The organism is Plantactinospora sp. CA-294935 (assembly GCF_050936445.1).
GTDB lineage: Bacteria > Actinomycetota > Actinomycetes > Mycobacteriales > Micromonosporaceae > Plantactinospora.
Genome location: NZ_JBNJMU010000001.1, coordinates 5535591 through 5551527 on the forward strand (window position 1 = coordinate 5535591; position 15937 = coordinate 5551527).

The 15937-nt window shown below is 68.8% G+C and carries 16 protein-coding genes and 1 pseudogene; 4 read left to right on the forward strand and 13 right to left on the reverse strand.

Annotated elements, in window-relative coordinates; all coding sequences use genetic code 11:
• Window positions 1-111 precede the first annotated feature (111 nt).
• Entirely contained in the window at window positions 112-804 is a 693-nt protein-coding gene (locus ACQEVC_RS24830; RefSeq protein WP_432881697.1) for a hypothetical protein, read from the forward strand.
• Between the two features lie 79 nt (window positions 805-883).
• Window positions 884-2001, forward strand: a pseudogene (locus tag ACQEVC_RS24835) (IS630 family transposase).
• 458 nt (window positions 2002-2459) lie between these two features.
• Here the strand turns inward: ACQEVC_RS24835 and ACQEVC_RS24840 are convergent.
• Window positions 2460-2633, reverse strand: coding sequence for a hypothetical protein (locus ACQEVC_RS24840; protein ID WP_432881699.1), 174 nt, complete (start codon window positions 2631-2633; stop codon window positions 2460-2462).
• A gap of 128 nt (window positions 2634-2761) precedes the next feature.
• Between ACQEVC_RS24840 and ACQEVC_RS24845 the strand changes: the two genes are divergently transcribed.
• The gene (locus tag ACQEVC_RS24845; protein WP_432881702.1) at window positions 2762-3376 is read left to right on the forward strand and encodes a DUF4241 domain-containing protein; all 615 of its coding nucleotides are present in this window, start codon (window positions 2762-2764) and stop codon (window positions 3374-3376) included.
• Between the two features lie 280 nt (window positions 3377-3656).
• Here ACQEVC_RS24845 and ACQEVC_RS24850 read toward each other — a convergent pair whose 3' ends face one another.
• The 12 genes from ACQEVC_RS24850 to ACQEVC_RS24905 form a co-directional block, all read right to left on the reverse strand.
• Window positions 3657-4661 carry an NAD-dependent epimerase/dehydratase family protein gene (locus ACQEVC_RS24850; protein ID WP_432881705.1) on the reverse strand — a complete coding sequence of 335 codons (1005 nt, stop codon included), beginning with the start codon at window positions 4659-4661 and terminating at the stop codon, window positions 3657-3659.
• A 105-nt stretch (window positions 4662-4766) separates the two neighbouring features.
• Window positions 4767-5420: a response regulator gene (locus tag ACQEVC_RS24855; protein WP_432881708.1), complete on the reverse strand. Its 654-nt coding sequence runs from the start codon at window positions 5418-5420 to the stop codon at window positions 4767-4769.
• Window positions 5417-6535: a histidine kinase gene (locus ACQEVC_RS24860; protein ID WP_432881711.1), complete on the reverse strand. Its 1119-nt coding sequence runs from the start codon at window positions 6533-6535 to the stop codon at window positions 5417-5419. Before ACQEVC_RS24860 ends, ACQEVC_RS24855 begins: the two co-directional genes overlap by 4 nt.
• Before the next feature lie 721 nt (window positions 6536-7256).
• Window positions 7257-7952 carry an ABC transporter permease gene (locus tag ACQEVC_RS24865; RefSeq protein WP_432881713.1) on the reverse strand — a complete coding sequence of 232 codons (696 nt, stop codon included), beginning with the start codon at window positions 7950-7952 and terminating at the stop codon, window positions 7257-7259.
• On the reverse strand, window positions 7949-8998 hold the full coding sequence (locus ACQEVC_RS24870; protein ID WP_432881716.1) for a medium chain dehydrogenase/reductase family protein: 1050 nt from the start codon (window positions 8996-8998) through the stop codon (window positions 7949-7951). The genes ACQEVC_RS24865 and ACQEVC_RS24870 overlap by 4 nt, the downstream gene beginning before the upstream one ends.
• A 90-nt stretch (window positions 8999-9088) precedes the next feature.
• On the reverse strand, window positions 9089-9505 hold the full coding sequence (locus ACQEVC_RS24875; RefSeq protein WP_432881719.1) for a Dabb family protein: 417 nt from the start codon (window positions 9503-9505) through the stop codon (window positions 9089-9091).
• Between the two features lie 32 nt (window positions 9506-9537).
• Window positions 9538-10761 carry an MFS transporter gene (locus tag ACQEVC_RS24880; protein WP_432881721.1) on the reverse strand — a complete coding sequence of 408 codons (1224 nt, stop codon included), beginning with the start codon at window positions 10759-10761 and terminating at the stop codon, window positions 9538-9540.
• A 120-nt stretch (window positions 10762-10881) separates the two neighbouring features.
• Complete coding sequence (locus ACQEVC_RS24885) at window positions 10882-11049, reverse strand: response regulator transcription factor (protein ID WP_432881723.1); 168 nt, start codon at window positions 11047-11049, stop codon at window positions 10882-10884.
• Window positions 10997-11347, reverse strand: a complete 351-nt coding sequence (locus ACQEVC_RS24890; protein WP_432892118.1) for a response regulator transcription factor — start codon at window positions 11345-11347, stop codon at window positions 10997-10999. The genes ACQEVC_RS24885 and ACQEVC_RS24890 overlap by 53 nt, the downstream gene beginning before the upstream one ends.
• Window positions 11344-12450 carry a sensor histidine kinase gene (locus tag ACQEVC_RS24895; RefSeq protein ID WP_432881726.1) on the reverse strand — a complete coding sequence of 369 codons (1107 nt, stop codon included), beginning with the start codon at window positions 12448-12450 and terminating at the stop codon, window positions 11344-11346. The genes ACQEVC_RS24890 and ACQEVC_RS24895 overlap by 4 nt, the downstream gene beginning before the upstream one ends.
• A gap of 444 nt (window positions 12451-12894) precedes the next feature.
• Window positions 12895-14097: an epoxide hydrolase family protein gene (locus ACQEVC_RS24900; protein WP_432881729.1), complete on the reverse strand. Its 1203-nt coding sequence runs from the start codon at window positions 14095-14097 to the stop codon at window positions 12895-12897.
• A 58-nt stretch (window positions 14098-14155) separates the two neighbouring features.
• Window positions 14156-15070, reverse strand: a complete 915-nt coding sequence (locus ACQEVC_RS24905) for a helix-turn-helix domain-containing protein (protein WP_432881732.1) — start codon at window positions 15068-15070, stop codon at window positions 14156-14158.
• A 114-nt stretch (window positions 15071-15184) separates the two neighbouring features.
• Between ACQEVC_RS24905 and ACQEVC_RS24910 the strand changes: the two genes are divergently transcribed.
• On the forward strand, window positions 15185-15892 hold the full coding sequence (locus tag ACQEVC_RS24910) for a hypothetical protein (protein WP_432881734.1): 708 nt from the start codon (window positions 15185-15187) through the stop codon (window positions 15890-15892).
• Window positions 15893-15937 lie beyond the last annotated feature (45 nt).

Genomic DNA, 15937 nt, shown 5'->3' on the forward strand with positions numbered 1-15937 from the left:
GCATTGGTCACGAGACGATCTCCACCATCCCAGCGAGACCTTGATCACGAAGGTCTCTAGTGCCCTGGCCAGAAACGTTGACGGTGTTGGTCACGTCGCTAGGCTCCGCTGATGCGTCCGGAAACCGTTCTCGAACAGACCAACTGGCGAGGCTTGGCACACAGCCACGGGCCAGCCTGGCCGGAGACGCCGCGACTCCTGGCGGGGTTACTGACCGGTGACCGTGACGACGCGCGGCGGGCTCTCTCCCATCTGTGGGAGGAGTTGTTTCACCAGGGCACCATCTACGAGGCGACACCCGCGGCGGCCCGGTTCGTCGCCGTGGCGCTGGCCGACCCGCGGGTCCGGGCCCAGCCCGGCCCCACCCGCGAATACGGTGACGGACCGCTGCGTGCCGCACTGCTGCTCTGGCTGTCCCAGCTCGGATACGCGATGGGTGTCCAGTGGCGGGAATGGTTCGGCGATGACGCCGCCGGCGGCGAGAACATCGGCGGTCCGCTCCGCCCGATGCGGCCGCGACTCTACGCCGTGGTCACCGCCTGCCTCGACGATCCCGACGAGAACGTGCGCGACGCAGCCCTCATCGCCGCCGTGAACCTGGCCTCTGCACCCGAACTCACCCCGCACCGCGCCGCACTGTCTGCCCGCGTCCGAGCCACCATCGCCGCCGACCCGCACTGGTGTCACACCGAAACCGCGGTGCTCAACCTGCGTTACTGGGGTGAGCACGACCTTCTTTGGACGGAGCCCGCGGAGCTGGCCTACGAGCCGCAGCAGGGCACCTACGACGACCCCCCTTTCTAGTGCTCTGCACGGGGGTCCGCCGGGTGGCCGCTGTCGCGATTGGATGTACGCGACATCCGATCCGACCGCTGGAGGCAAGGTGGCCGAGCCGGTCCGTGTGCGCAGGTTGACTGATCAGGAAGGGCAGAGGCTGCAGCAGATCGTGCGCCGGGGCAGCACCAGTTCGGTGCGTTACCGGCGGGCGATGATGCTGCTGGCCTCGGCAGGCGGCAACCGGGTCCCGGCGATCGCCCAACTGGTCCAGGCCGACGAGGACACCGTCCGTGACGTGATCCACCGGTTCAACGAGATCGGCCTGGGCTGCCTGGACCCTAAGTGGGCGGGTGGCCGTCCCGCCGGATCAGTAGCGACGAAGAGCAGTTCATCGTCGAAACGGCCAACACCCGCCCCGAGAAGCTGGGGCGGCCGTTCACCCGGTGGAGCATCCGCAAGCTCGCCGATCACTTGGGCTCGCATGCCGCCCGTCGGGTCCGTGTCGGGCGGGAACGGCTGCGGCAGATTCTGCACCGGCACCGGATCACCTTCCAGCGGACCAAGACGTGGAAGGAGTCCACCGACGCACAACGTGACGCCAAACTCGCCCGGATCGAGGAGGTGACCGCCCAGTTCCCGCAGCGGAGGTTCGCGTTCGACGAGTTCGGGCCCCTCGTGATCCGGCTGCAGGCTGGCATCGGCTGGGCGCCAGCGGGGCATCCCGACCGACTACCCGCGAACTACCACAAGCTGCACGGCATTCGGCAGTTTCACGGCTGCTACTCCGTGGGTGACGACCAGCTCTGGGGCGTCGTGCGGCGGCGTAAGAGCGCCGCGAATACCCTCGCCGCGCTCAAGCCGATCCGCAAAGCTCGCCCGGACGGGTCGCCGATCTACGTGATCCTGGACAACCTGTCTGCGCACAAAGGCACCAGAATCCGCAGGTGGGCGACCCGGAACAAGGTCGAACTCTGCTACACCCCGACCTACGCCTCCTGGGCCAACCCGATCGAGGCCCAGTTCGGGCCACTACGCACCTTCGTCATCGCCGGCTCGAACCACCCCAACCACCCCACGCTCGTCCGGAAGCTGCAGGCCTACCTGCGCTGGCGCAACGCCAACGCCCGCCACCCCGACGTCCTCGCCGCCCAACGCCGCGACCGCGCCCGCATACGCAGCGAACGACAACGACGCTGGGGCCAACCCGCCACCCGAGCAGCCTGACCCCAGCATCGTGAATGATCGTAGCCAGGACGCCCGTCCGGCTTGGGAACCTCACTCCACGCCGAACAAGGACTTCAGCAGGTCGTAAGCCGTGTTTCCGAGAACTCCCAGTGCCATCTGTCCAACGACCAGAAGCGACAACCGGATGAAGTTGGCGAGACGGTCGACAGACTTGCGGTGCTTCCCGGCGTAGCGTCTTCGCCGGATGTTTCTTCGGAGGCGGCTCTCCGGTCGATGTTGACCTTGGTGCCCGGTTTTTGGGCAGGGTCGGCTAGACCATCGCCTCGCGGCGCGTGTAGCGGCTCAAGGGGTTAACCGCTCCTGCCTGCCTCGGACATGGGTTCAGCGTACGTGACGGGCGCTCGGCGATCTACTGAAGCTGCTCGCCGTCGATCAACGAACTGCATGCCTAACTGCGCGCAGCCTGGCCAACGCCTTGGACGTTTGTGGTCACGGCACTAGTCGCGAGCGAGCTGGCGAAGCTTCGCCTCCGCCGGTGAGTCGGGCGGCGCCGAGGAGACGATGACGAGCTGGTCCTGGTCGCCCGGGTGGTACAGGGACTCGTAGTCGAGCTCGAACTCCCCGACCGCCGGATGGTCGAATCGCTTGACCCCGTACCGCTCTCGGCGCACCCGTGTGACGACATGAAGAGGCCGGCGCCGCAAATGCATGATCTACGATGTCCGTCGTGCGGTTCGGGTTCGCCGAGGCGCCCGGGGCACGGCAGCGGTGTTGGCGGTCGAGCGGAGAGGCTGGGTCCGTGCGGGAGGGTCCGATCGATTACGACCAGCAGTTCACGGTGGGCGAGGGTGCCAGCGGTGAACGGTACTCGATCGAGCGTACGTGGCTTTTGTTGCCGACCGGTCGGATAGTCGCTACGGATCCGCTCGCGTACGACGACGACCCAGCCCCTTTCGTCCAGGCTGTGCCGCCTGGACGCTATCGGGTGGATCTACTGGTGAAGGACCGACATATCGCTGCGGCACGGCTTGTTGTCCGGGACGAGTCGGCGGCAAGCTGGGAGAGCGCGTTGCCGGAAGGCTCCCTTGCGGGCAGCGATGCCGAGGCCGCCGGCTATGACGTCAATGCCGGTGCGGGGTGCTTCACCGACGAACAGACGTTTCAGCAGCTTTCGGAGGAGCCTGACCCCGACTGGCAGCTCACTCTCCTGGAGGATCTGGCCTGGATGCGCGATGGGCCCACCGTCATTCCGCGCTCCGAGGTGGACGGTTGTTCCGGCGACGAGGGTGACGAGAACGTACTGGTCGCGTTTCCCTCCGGTGAGGGTGACGGGACGTACCGCACCTGGGTCGGCCGAACGGGGCGCGGTGAGATCACCTGCTTCGTCACCGACTTCCTGTTGCAGGACCAATAAAACGCTCCCCGCGCCGGGCGTTTCGCGGTCGGCTGCGCTGGAGCGTTCGTGGGCCAGTTCCCGCACCGCCGGTGTCACGATGAGGTAGCTGGTGACGCGGCTGGGGGCGGCGACGGCGCGGGTCCGGGCGGTCGCTTCGGCAGCGGAAGCAGGAGGGCCGTGCCGAGCGGGAGGAATATTCGGCCGGCCTCGGTGAGCTGGAGCGGTCCATCACTCGGGCGCTGCGACGTCGAGGCGGCGCAGGCCACACCTGGTCAGCCGAGACATGTCGATGCGATGATCACCGCAGGGGAACCAGACCGTGCTGGATCATGCTTTCCGCGGCGTCCGTGACCGATTCCGTCGGCGGACGCATTGTCCACCCCAGTTCTTTCTGGGCCTTGGCGGCGCTGACCTGCTCACACCGGTCGTAGTACTTGACCGCCAGGCGGGCGCCCGGCTCGAAGCGACCGAGCACCCACAGGAGTGGGTAAGGCATCGAAAGCGTCCCGATCGGGTAGCCACGCGGTCGGTACCGCTCGGCCAGCGCCACCGCCACGTCGCCCGCCCACAGATGCGGGCCGGCGGCCACATACCGGTTGCCGGCCGCTCCCGGCGTCTGCATCGCGAGACGGTGCAGACGCGCCAGGTCGCGCACGTCCACGGTCGCCCAGCCGATCTTCGGGACGAGCGGAAGCTGACCCCGCATCATCCTGCGTATCAACTCCAGCGACGTGGGACGTTCGGCGCGCAGCAGCGGGCCGAGGATCGTTCCCGGGTTGACCGTGACCAGTTCCAGCCGGGACTGATGGGCGAAGTCCCAGGCGGCCTTCTCCGCCAGGGTCTTGCTCTTCGGGTAGGGGTCGGCCCGGCCCACCTCGGTCCAGTCCGCCTCCGTGTACGTGCGTGCGACGTCGTGCCCGTAGATGATCGCGGCGAGGGACGACGTGAGCACCACCCGGCGCACCGTGCTCGCCGCCGCGGCGCGCAGCAGCCGCAGGGTGCCGCCGACCGCAGGCCCGATCAGCTCGTTCTCGTCCCGGGGCAGCCGGGACGGGAAGGGCGAGGCGACGTGCCACACGAAATCGCAGCCGTCGACCGCCCGCATCCACCCGGCGTCCGCGGTCAGGTCGGCCTCGGCGAACTCCAACACTCCGTCAGTGGCCGCGGCGACCGTGCGCAGGTGCGCGACGTCGGCGGCATGCAGATCACGAACCGTGCCGCGGACCTCGTACCCATGTGTCAGAAGCTCTTCGATGCAGTGTCCGGCGAGGAAACCGGTAGCTCCGGTGACCAAGACCCTCATGGCAGGCTGCCCGGTCTAAGCATTGTTCAGACACTCCCTTGACCAAGATCTGGCATCAACGGCTGGACGTCGACCGGCCGACCCGGTGGCTTCGCCGGCGCTCGTTCATCCCCGTGGTTTGACGAGTCCTGCGTCGTAGGCGAAGACGATGGCTGCGGCGCGGTCGCGGGCGCCGAGTTTGTTGAAGAGGGAGCCGACGTGGGTCTTGACCGTGGTTTCCGCGAGGAATAGTCGTTCGGCGATTTCCCGGTTGGAGGCGCCGCGGGCCATCAGGCGGAGGACGTCGAGTTCGCGTTCGGTGAGCGCGTCGAGCCGGGTTTCGTAGTGGGTCGTCGGCCGCGCCGACTGTCGGTAGGAGTCGAGGATGGGGCCGAGGAGGGTGCCGTCGATCCAGGTGCCGCCGGAGGCGACCGTGCGGACTGCCTCGATGAGGTTCTCGGGGGTGGCGGACTTCAGTTCGAATCCTGCCGCGCCGGCGTCGACGGCGGACCAGAGCACCTCTTCGTCGCCGAAGGTGGTGAGGATGCAGACGGGTGGTCCGTCGGCGGCCCGTAGTCGGCGGGTTGCCTCGACGCCGTCCACGCCGGGCATCTGCACGTCCATGCAGACGAGGTCGGGGGAGCACTGGGAGAGGGTGTGGACGACGTCGGCGCCGTCGTCGCATTCTCCGACGACCTGGATGTCGGGCTGGGTGCGCAGGATCAGGCCGAGGCCGGCGCGGACCATCGGCTGGTCGTCGACCAGGAGTACGCGGATCACGCCGAGGCCCCGGCGAGGCGGCGGGGCAGCCGTGCCTGGACCACCCAGTGCCTGCCGTCCGGCCGGGCCTGGAAGGTCCCGTCGATGGCGGCGACCCGGTGGTCGAGTCCGGCCAGTCCCATGCCGCTGCCCGCACGCGGGGCACCCGAACCGAGCGGGCTCTCGACCCGTACGTCGACCCCGTCGCGGTCCACACCGAGCCGGATCGTCGCCTCGGGGGAGTGGGCGTGTTTGGCGACGTTGGTGAGGGCTTCTCGGAGCACGTCGTGCAGGACGATGCGGGGTGCCGCCGACACGCCCGCCATGTCACCGGTGACGTCGATGTCGATGCGCATCCCGGCGTCGCGGAACGTGCTCAACAGATGTTCGAGTTCGCCGGGTTCCGGTGGGGTGAGCGAGGGTGAGCCCTGGTGCATGAGCATCAACGCCTGGCGCAGTTCATCCATGCCCTTGCGGCCCACGTCGGCCGCCTGCCGCAGCGCCTCCGCCGCCTGCGCGACCTGCGGGGGCGAGTAGGTGAGGATCATCCGTGCCCCGGACAGGTGCAGCAGGACGACGCTGAAGCTGTGCCCCACCAGGTCGTGCAGGTCCCGGGCGATGCGTCGCCGTTCCTCGGCCACGGCGGTTTCGGCCAGCCTGGTGCGGGTACGTTCCAACTCGTCGATCAGCGCGAACTGCCGGCCGACGACGTGGCCGAAACCCCAGCCGATCAGCAGGCCGCTGAACCAGAGCCACGCGCCGATCCCCCGATGCCAGTTGTCGATCTCCAGCAGCCAGATCAGGAACGGCGACACCAGGCAGACAACCATTACGAGGCTGTCGAACCGTCGTCTGCGGCTGGCCGCGACGACTGCCAGTGCGGTGACGACCACGAGGTAGGCGGTCTGGGTGACGGCCGCCGCGTCGCCGACGACTGTCGGGATCGTCACCCAGGACAGCAGCAGCCAGCCCGGCATCGACCGCCAGACCGCCCGCACGATCAGCGCCGGAAGCATCAGCAGCGCCAGGACCCAGCCCCAGTCCGAGGCGGAGACGAGGTTCAGCACCCCCAAGCCGGTACCGAGAACGGCCGCCCCGATCACGAACTCGTCGCGGTCACGCAGCAGTACGGGCATCCCAGGAATATAGGTCAGCACCAGCGCCGTCAATTCCGACCACGGTGCCCGAACGCCTCCTACCGCAGTAGGAGCCGACGCCGTATCGCCCACCCGGGGGAGGGACCGGATCGACACCCCACTTCGAGGACCGAGGCAAGACAGCCAACGGCGGCCTTCACGCCCTAGGTTGCCCGGGACGTCGAGGATCAGGTCTCCGACCGACCGCGGCCGCGGGCAAGGCACATCGGCCCACCTCGTAACGATCGACGGGTTCCGTACGGCGATCATGTCGAGCAAGGCGTGGCAGTGCACAACGCGCCCGCCGCGCAACTGTCAGACCCAGCCGTACTCGTTCTGGTAGGCGCGGGCTGACGCTGCTGACGGCCCTCGCGAGATGCCCTTCTCATCGCTTCCTGAGACGGGTCCCTCATGCCCCGGCGGAGATCCCTGCCTCGGCCGTCGGACGGAGCAGCGGGGTGACCGCCTCTCGCCCCGCGTCGCTGAACGGCGCCGGCTGCATGGTGGCGGGGTCGAGCAGCACCGTCGCCGCACGATGCCCATCGCGTCCAGATCGTCGAAGTAGACCGGGACGATCTCGGCGTGCCCGTATTCGACCGTGGGGGGTATGGCCGTCATGTTCCTGGTTTCTCCCGGGTGATGGGGTGATTCGGCAGGTGGGTCACCGAGCCGACTAGGTTGGTCTCGCAGGCCGAAACGGATGCGAGAGGCGATTTCCAGATCAGTTCAACGTGGGTACGGGATCGGCGGTGCGCTGGGTCAGGTTGGCGTCCGTGGCGCTGAGGGCGGTAATGCGACGACGTTCCAGGACGGCGGCCACGGCGTAGCCGCCGCCGGCGGCGATGGCGAGGGTGGCGTAGAGGCCGGCCGGGGCAAAGAACAGGGCGGTAGCGGCGACGATGGCGAGCCAGGAGCCGAGGGTGTAGTGGAGGGTGTTGCGGCGTGCGGTGCCTTCGGCGATGGAGATCAGCCCGACGATGAGCACGGAGCCGGCGGGCCAGAGGACGTTCTGTAGCTCCGATATGCCGGTCGCCCTGGCCAACCCGGTAATGGCCAGGAACAGGGCGGTGAAGCCGGTACACCACGCTGCGCCGAGGAGCTTCTCCGCGTTCCGCCGGGACTCGCTCGCGCCCTTCTGCGAACGGATACCCGCACGCACGGCCAGCGTCAGCGCGGGCACCACGCCGGCACCGAACAAGGTGGCGGGCAGCCAGCCCGGCAGGTCGAGTAGCGGCTCGGTGCCTTTGGAGAGCGCGGCTAAGCCATGGCCGATCACGTAGGCCAGCGCGAAGACGGTGTACGCGGCGCGGCTGTCGACCTCCCCGGGCGGGACGGTGACGACCGGTGCCGACACGGCGGGGGCATTCATGGTGGGGGCATTCATGGTGGGATTCCTCCGAGATGTCGACGTGGTCACTTGGTGTCCTCCGCGACGATGACGACCTTGCCCAGTACGGTGCGCGACTCGGCGAGGGTCAGTGCGTCGGCGGCGCGGCGGAGCGGAATCCGCGCGGCGATCTGTGGTTGCAGTGCGCCGTCGGCGACAAGTCGCAGCACCTGGGTGAGGTCCTCGCGCATGCGGGCGCGGAAGGTGGAGAGGGAGCGCTTGCCGGCCCAGAGGTTGTAGAACAGGGCGCGTTTGCCGTTGGGCAGGTAGTTCCAGGCGTACAGGCGCCCGAACAGTGTCAGCATCGGCAGTAACGCGTTGCCCTGCTCGTGTTTCCTCGTCGCGGAGCCGTAGTTGACCAGGGTTCCGCCGTTGCGCAGCAGCCGCCAGGACTGCTCCAGGCCGGAGCCGCCGACGTGGTCGAAGACGGCGTCCACGCCGTCGGGGGCGAGCTCGCGGATCTGTGGGTACATGTCCGGGTCGCGGTAGTCGACCGGGATCGCCCCCAGCTGACGTACCGCGTCGTGGTGGCGGGCGGACGCGGTGCCGATCACTGTGATCCCGGCGTGCCGGGCCAGCTGCACCAGGGTGTTGCCCACGCCACCGTTGGCGCCCAGCACCACGACCGTCCCGCCCGCAGGGACCGCGGCGCTGCGGTGCAGCATCTGCCAGGCGGTGACACCGTTCACGAGTACGGTCTCCGCGGCGGCGGGGTCGAGTCCGTCCGGTACGGGCACCAGGTCCCCGGCCGCCAGGTGCAGATGGCTGGCCCATCCGCCGGTCTTGGTCACTGCGGCGTACCGGCGACCCTGTAACGCCGGGTCCACACCGGCACCGGTGGCGATCACGGTGCCCACCACGTCGTAGCCGGGCACGAAGGGGAACGGTGGCTGGTCGTAGTACCCGCCGAGGCGCATCTGCTGCTCGGCGAACGACACACCGGTCGCCTCCATCCGCATCAGGACCTGGCCCTCGCCGGGAGCTGGAAGCTCACGGACCCTGGCCTGTAGGCCGTCGGGCTCGACCGGGCCCGGCAGCACGATCTCGGTAGCGGTGATGGTGGTGGATCTGGTCATCAGGACCTCGTTCTCTGCCATGACGAAAGGAAGGCGGGCGTACTCCCGGTCGCCGCGAACACGCCCGCCGCGTGGCGATCTCCCGGTTTGTCAGTTCCCGTGCTTGCTGGGTGCGGCGCTGCCGCTGTAGTCGTCGAGATCGGCGACCAGGCCGGCGACATCGGGGTTGTCGGCGTACCGACGTCGGTGGATGTCGGCGATCTTCGCGCCCATTTCCGGGTCCGGGTCGTCGGTGATGTCGAAGGACATGAACTTCTCGGTCAGCGGCAGGCCGGCTCGGTCGATCTCGAGGTGTGCCGGGTGGTTCATCATCACCTCGTAGCCGGCCAGATCTTCGATGACGGAGACGGCGCCGTAGTCGTACTCGCCGCCGAAGTCGCGGCCGATGACGAACGACGTGATGGACGGGATCGCGCTGGAGGCGTCGTGCATGGCCTTGAGGCCGGCCGCCACTTCCTCATCTGAGATACCGGGCTTGAGGGAGAAGCGGATACCGTGGTAGATCATCGGGTTCCTTTCCGTGACGGTGTGACCGGCAGCTAATGTGGCTGGTGGATTGCTGCGCGTCGCCGGTAATTTGCGTTCCGCGTACCGGCGGCGGCGATGGCCGCGCCGATGAGCATGGCGATCCCGGCCCAGGTGAAGGAGGCACTGACCCCAAGGGTCTGGATCAGAGGTTGAACGACCAGTGGTGAGAGGAACTGGCCGAGGAAGATCCCAGCGACGAGTCCGCTGAAGACCCGGCCGCGACAGGCGGGTGGGGCGAGTTCGGACAGCCGCAGGGTGAGGTGGGGGATGGCGAATCCGACGCCGAGACCCCCGACGAGCAGGCCCGCGGCGATGCCCGCGATGGTGCCCACGGCGCCGGCGAGCACCCAGCCGGTGCCGAGCAGCGCGATGCAGACCACTGTGATGGCGGCCGGCCGCATGCGCCCGCGCAGTGCTGGGAAGGCGAATCCGCCGAGCGAACTGGCCAGGGTGCTGCCGGCGACGATGGCACCGACGAGGACGGGGCCGATGCCCTGGCTCGCCAGCAGGAAGGGCACCTGCGTCGGCGCCATGTAGAAGATCACTGTGGCGACCAGGGCCAGGGCATAGATGCCGAGTACGTCCCTGGTGAACGCGCGCCCGGGGGCGGCGATCGCCGGGGCGGCGACCTGCGGCCGGTCGCGCACGGCGAGGACGGCGAACAGCGCGACCACCGCGGCCATGCTGTAGAGCCAGAACGGTACCCGCCAGCCGACCGTGGCGAGCAGACCGGCCAGCGGCAGGAACAGCACGCCGCTGAGGCTCGCGAACACCTGTTGCAGGCCCAGGAAGGACGCCCGCGCCGGCCCGTCGAACCAGTCCGTGATGGTGGCGTTGACGGCCGTCATGATCCCGCCGACGGCGATGCCGAGCAGTGCCCTGCTCGCCAGCAGCAGCCACAGGTCGGTCAGGAAGTAGCCGGCGGTGCCGCTGAGCGCGTACAGCACGAGGCATGACACGAGCAGCGGGCGGCGGCCGGTACGGTCCGCCGCGAACCCGGCCAGCGGGGCGCTGATGGCGACGGTCAGTGAGGTGATCGTCATCGCGAGGCGGACCAGCAGGGAGGCACCGGGCCGGTCCGCGAAGACCTGCTCCATCGCCGGAAGGCTGGGAGCGGTGATGGCCGGTGCCATGATCGTCAGGGTCGCCGCGGCGAGGATCGTGCCACGCGCGACACGATCGGGTTCGCCGCGGATATGCGCCATGGCCACGGCACCGCGATCAGATCGACTCACGCGGCACACGGTATGGACCGACGGACACCGATGTCGTCGGGCTGCGGTACCCGGCCCGCTAGTTCCGAAGGAGGAACGGACCCGGCCGCTCCGACCGTGGTACCAGGGTCGCGGCGGGAGTCAGTACACCGCCGATCGGACGATTCCCGCGTCGTAGGCGTACACGGTTGCGGCGGCGCGGTCGCGGACGCCGAGTTTGGTGAAGATCGCGCTGCCGTGGGTCTTCACAGTGCGTTCAGCGGGGGCGAGATCGCCGGCGATCCTCGGGATGGTTCTCCCGGTGGCCATTTCGCGTCGAGCTCGCCCATGGTCGGCGTGTCGTCCTCGTCGCCGAGGGTGGTGAGCACATGGACGGGCGGGTCGCCGGCGGCGCGGCCCCCCGGCGGGTCGCCTCGATGCCGTCGGTGCCCGGCACGCGCCCGGCCATGCAGACGACGTCGGGTACGTGCCGGACGACCGCCGGCCTGACCTCGGCGCCGGCGCCGCATTCGCCGACCACCCGCAGGTCGGACTGGCTGGGCAGGAAGATGGGGGCGAGGCCCGCGCGGACCATCGGCTCGTCGTCAACGAACAGGACGCCGATCATGCCGGTACCTCCGCCAGGCGCCGGGGCAGCCGCGCCTGGACCACCCAGTGCTCTCGGTCCGGCCGGGCGTGGAACGTGCCGCCGACGGCGGTCACCCGGTGGCCGAGCCCGGCCAGTTCGATGTCGTTCCCTGCGGTGGCGTCGTGGCCGAGGGCGCTCTCGACGGTGACGGTGACGCGGTCGCGTCCGACGTCGACGTGGATGGCTGCCTGCGGTGTGTGGGCGTGTTTGGCGGTGTTGGTCAAGGCTTCGCGGATCACGTCGTGCAGCACGATGCGGGGCGCCGCGGCGATGCTGTCAAGGTCGCCGGCGATGGTGAAGTCGATCTGCATGCCGGCGTCGCGGAAGTCCCCGACGAGACGGTCGAGGTTCCCGGGCGTGAACGGGACGAGTGAGGAGGTGCCCTGGTGCATGAGCATGAGCGCCTGGCGTAGTTCGTCCATGCCGGTACGGCCGACGGCCTCGGCCTGCCGAAGGGCGTCGGCGGCCTCGGCGGGCGACGAGTCGAGGATCAGGCCTGCGCCGGACAGGTGCCGCAGGACCACGGTGAAGCTGCGTTCGACCAGGTCGTGCAGGTCGCCCGCGATGCGCTGGCGTTCGTCGACGACAGCGGCCTCCGCAAGCCGGGTCCGGGTCCGGTTCAGCTCGTCAATGAGCCGCCACTGTTCGCCGACCACAGCGCCGAAGCCCCAACTGATGAGCAGGCCGCCCGCCCAGATCCAGGCGCCGATGCCGCGGTACCACTCGTTGGTCCCCAGCAGCCAGATGAAGAACGGGGAGACCAGGCACAGCGCCATCGCGATCGTGTCAGCCCGCCGTGGCCGGTCGGCAGCCGCCACGGCCACGGCAACGATGATCACCATGTACGCGGTCGGCGTGACGACCAAGGCGTCACCGACCAGGGTCGGGATCGTCACCCAGGCGAGCAGCAGCCAGCTCGGCATGGTTCGCCACACCGTGCGCACGATCAGGGCCGGGAACATCAGCAGCGCCAGGATCCAGCCCCAGTCGACCGTGTAGACGAGGTTGAGCACCCCGAAGGCGCTGCCGAGGACGGCGGCCAGGGCGGTGAACCTGCCACGGTCACGAAGCGGTGAGGGCATACCAGGAATGGTAGATAGGTCGCCGGGCGCTGACCTCGGTGCCCGCAGCGGTCCCCCCGAGGTACGAGACGGCAGCCGGGCCTCCGCCTGAAGACGGAGAAGATCAGCTAGCCCGCTCCGACGACGGCCGGACCGGCCGCACCTACCGTCGTCGACATGCACGACGCCCCGGAGTACCTGGCCCGCGATCACTACGAGGCACTGGTCATGGGCAGGCGACGCGGCGTCGGCTCCTACTGCGGTAGGAGGCGTTCGGGCGCCGTGGTCGGAATTGACGGCGCTGGTGCTGACCTATATTCCTGGGATGCCCGTACTGCTGCGGCGGATCCGGGCGCTCGGCCCGGTGGGTGCGGGACGGGTCGGCGCGAGGCCCGCACCGCGGCGGCTGCGCGGGGCGGGACCACCTTCCCGGCTCGCCGTGTCGCCGCCCCGTCGTCGCGCAGTTCAGGAATTGGTCGGCTGATCTCGTACGTGGCGAAACGCGTCTCTGATTTCGGAGACCAGGAGATCCGGTTGTTCCAGTCCGGGAAAGTGTCCGCCACGGTCCAGCTCGTGCCAGGTGTGCAGGTTCTGGTAGCGCCGTTGCGCCCAGCGACGTGCGGTCGGCCAGGGCTCGGCCGGGAACAGTGAACAGGCGGTGGGGGTGGTCACCGGCCGCGCGTTCTCCTCCTCCGCGCTACGCGGTACCCACCTCATCGCCTCCCAGTACCAGCGGGCGCTGGAGGCTCCGGTGCCGGTCAACCAGTACAGCGCGATGTTGTCGACCTGCTTCGACACGCTCACACCACCACCGACCGCAGGTCGGGTGTCGGCGTAGGCGGTGAGTTTCTCACCGAGCCATGCCGCCAGGCCGGCAGGCGAGTCGAGCAGGGAGTAGCCGATCGTCTGCGGACGGGTGCTCATCAGCATCCCGAAGCCGTACCCGTCCATCAGATGCAGGTCACGCCGGTCCAACAGGCGCTGTTCCGCCGGGTCCGGTGCGATCCGGTCCTCCGGCAGGGGGGACGCCAACGGCATCGTCAGGTGCAGGCCCGCGACGCGCTCAGGAACAAGACGCGCCAGTTCGGTGCTTACGTAGGCACCCCAATCCCCGCCGTGTGCCCCGAAACGCCGGTAACCAAGCAGAGTCATCAGCTCGGCCCAGGCCCGGGCGGTACGGCCCGGGTGCCAGCCCCGCTCGCGGGGACGGTCACTGAACCCGAATCCCGGCAGCGCCGGTACGACCACGTGGAAGGCGTCACGGGCGGAACCGCCGTGCGCGACCGGATCGCTGAGCGGCCCGACGACGTCCTCGAATTCGAGTACCGAACCGGGCCAGCCATGTGTCAGCACCAGCGGCAGCGCCGTCGGCTCCGGCGAACGAACGTGCCAGAACGTGATACCCAATCCGTCAATGGATGCCCGGTAATGTGGAATCGCGTTCCACTGGGCTTCCCTCGCGCGCCAGTCGTGCTGTCGCCACGCGTCGAGCAACGCCGCGAGCTGCTGCAACTCGATTCCTTGCGTCGCGCCCGGCACCGTCTCGGGTTCGGGAAGGCGTACCCGGTCCAGACGAGCACGCAGATCGAGCAGGTCGTCGTCGCTGACATGAATGGCGAAGGGCTCGACGTCAGGCACGGTCGCTGTGCCCGAAGAGATATCGGTCATGCAAAAACCCTAGGAGCAGCCTGTCCATGGCCCAATGCCCGAGATTGCGGTGTGACGGTCAAGAATTGCGATAGACCGAGGGACGTGCTCCGGTGTGCCGCAGGAAGGCAGTCGACAGCGCGCCGGGGCTGGCGAAGCCGCACCGCAGCGCGATCTGGGCGATCGTCAGGTCGGTGTCGCGCAGCAGCCGTTTCGCCTCCGCTATCCGTAGTCGGGTGAGGAACCGGTGCGGTGTAACCCCGGTCACTTCCTTGAAGACCCTGACGAGGTGGTAGACGCTCAGATGCACCTCGCCAGCGATGTCAGCCAAGGTGATCGGGTCGGACAACCGGCCACGCATCAGCTCGACGGCGGCACGGACGCGTGCGTCCTCCCGGGGCGGCGTCCGAGGTGCCGGCACCCGCGCATGGCGGGTGAGCAGGTGTACGGCCAGGAAGGCGGCCGCCGACTCGGCATACAAGTCACCGGCATCGTTCGGGCGACCGACCGCCCGGACGGCCTCCTCGATCAGCGAGTCCCCGGCGGCCAGGGAAGCGGCCATCGCCTCGTAGTCCACCGCGCGGCCACCCAACTGGGCCGCGATCCGATCGACAGTGCCACGCGGGATGTGGACCTGCACGCTCCGCATCGCCCCGTCCCCGCGATAACGGCGAAGGACGGGCTGATCCGGGACGCCCAGCTCAAGCCGTCCCGGTGCCCACGTGTAGCGGCTCCCCCGGCCACCACTTCGGGTCTCCATCACCGCCCGTCCCGCGACCGGCAGCACCAGGTGCAGATCCGCCGTGGCCGGCAATTCCATGTCGTCGGCCACGGTGACGTGCTCGAACCGCTGGACGAGCAAGGACTGCCAGCCGGCGTCCTGCCAGCTGCAATACGTCCGCCGAACGTAGCGAGCCATGTCAAAACCAACGTATGGCTGGAGATCGAAACAAGTGGAGTCGAAAACCATGATACCGAGGTTACCGATCGTCACCGGAAGAGCGCTGGGCGCGCGTCCCACCTGGCTGGGAACCACTTCGGCCGGCCTGAGGGCGCCTGCGGCAGCACGGACCTGTCAAGTCAGATCTCCGCCCACGCTCGTGGCGAGGTGTCACCGGTTTCCCTGCCGCCGGCGCAGGGTATCGGATCAATTGACCAGGACAATTCGCCCATTGTGGAGGTGGATGTCGTGCACTCGTCCCGAGCGCTCGCCACCGGAATCGCCCTCGCCGCCGTCACGCTGACGACGCAGGGGTGCACGCCGTCCAGCGACACCACGTCTTCCGGCACGTCGTCGCCGGTTGCGGCCGAGACATCCGCCACGGCCCCGTCCGGCGGATCACCGTCAGGCGACACCGACCACTACGACGAGATCCTGGCCGGCGATCGCAAGGTCCTCATCCACATCGCCGAGGACGACAAGGACTGGAGCGCCACCTACGAGGGCCCGATCGCCATCGGCGGCGGCACCGACGACGGCGCGCTGTTCCGCATCGTCCCGGCCTCCGACGGCAGGCACCTCCTCGAAGCGCTGCGCGCGCGCGAGGAAGGCGGCCGCTGGTGCGTCTACGGCGACACACGCACCGAGCCTGTCAGGCTCAGCACCAAGACATGCGCGGAGGACGAGACCACTCTTTTCAAGGTCACCAAGGCTGGCGGGATGGACGACCAGGGCCGCGTCACGCACCACCTGACGAACGAGAGGTTCGGCGCGGTCCAGGTGAAGAACGACGGCTCGGCGCTTTACATCCAGGAAGTCGGGGACGGCGGCACCCGCGGCACGTACAGCTTCGTCGACCGCGGCCCGATTGCATGAGCCCATGATCCGGCAGATGGAAAGCCAGGCCGGGGAGAAGATGCG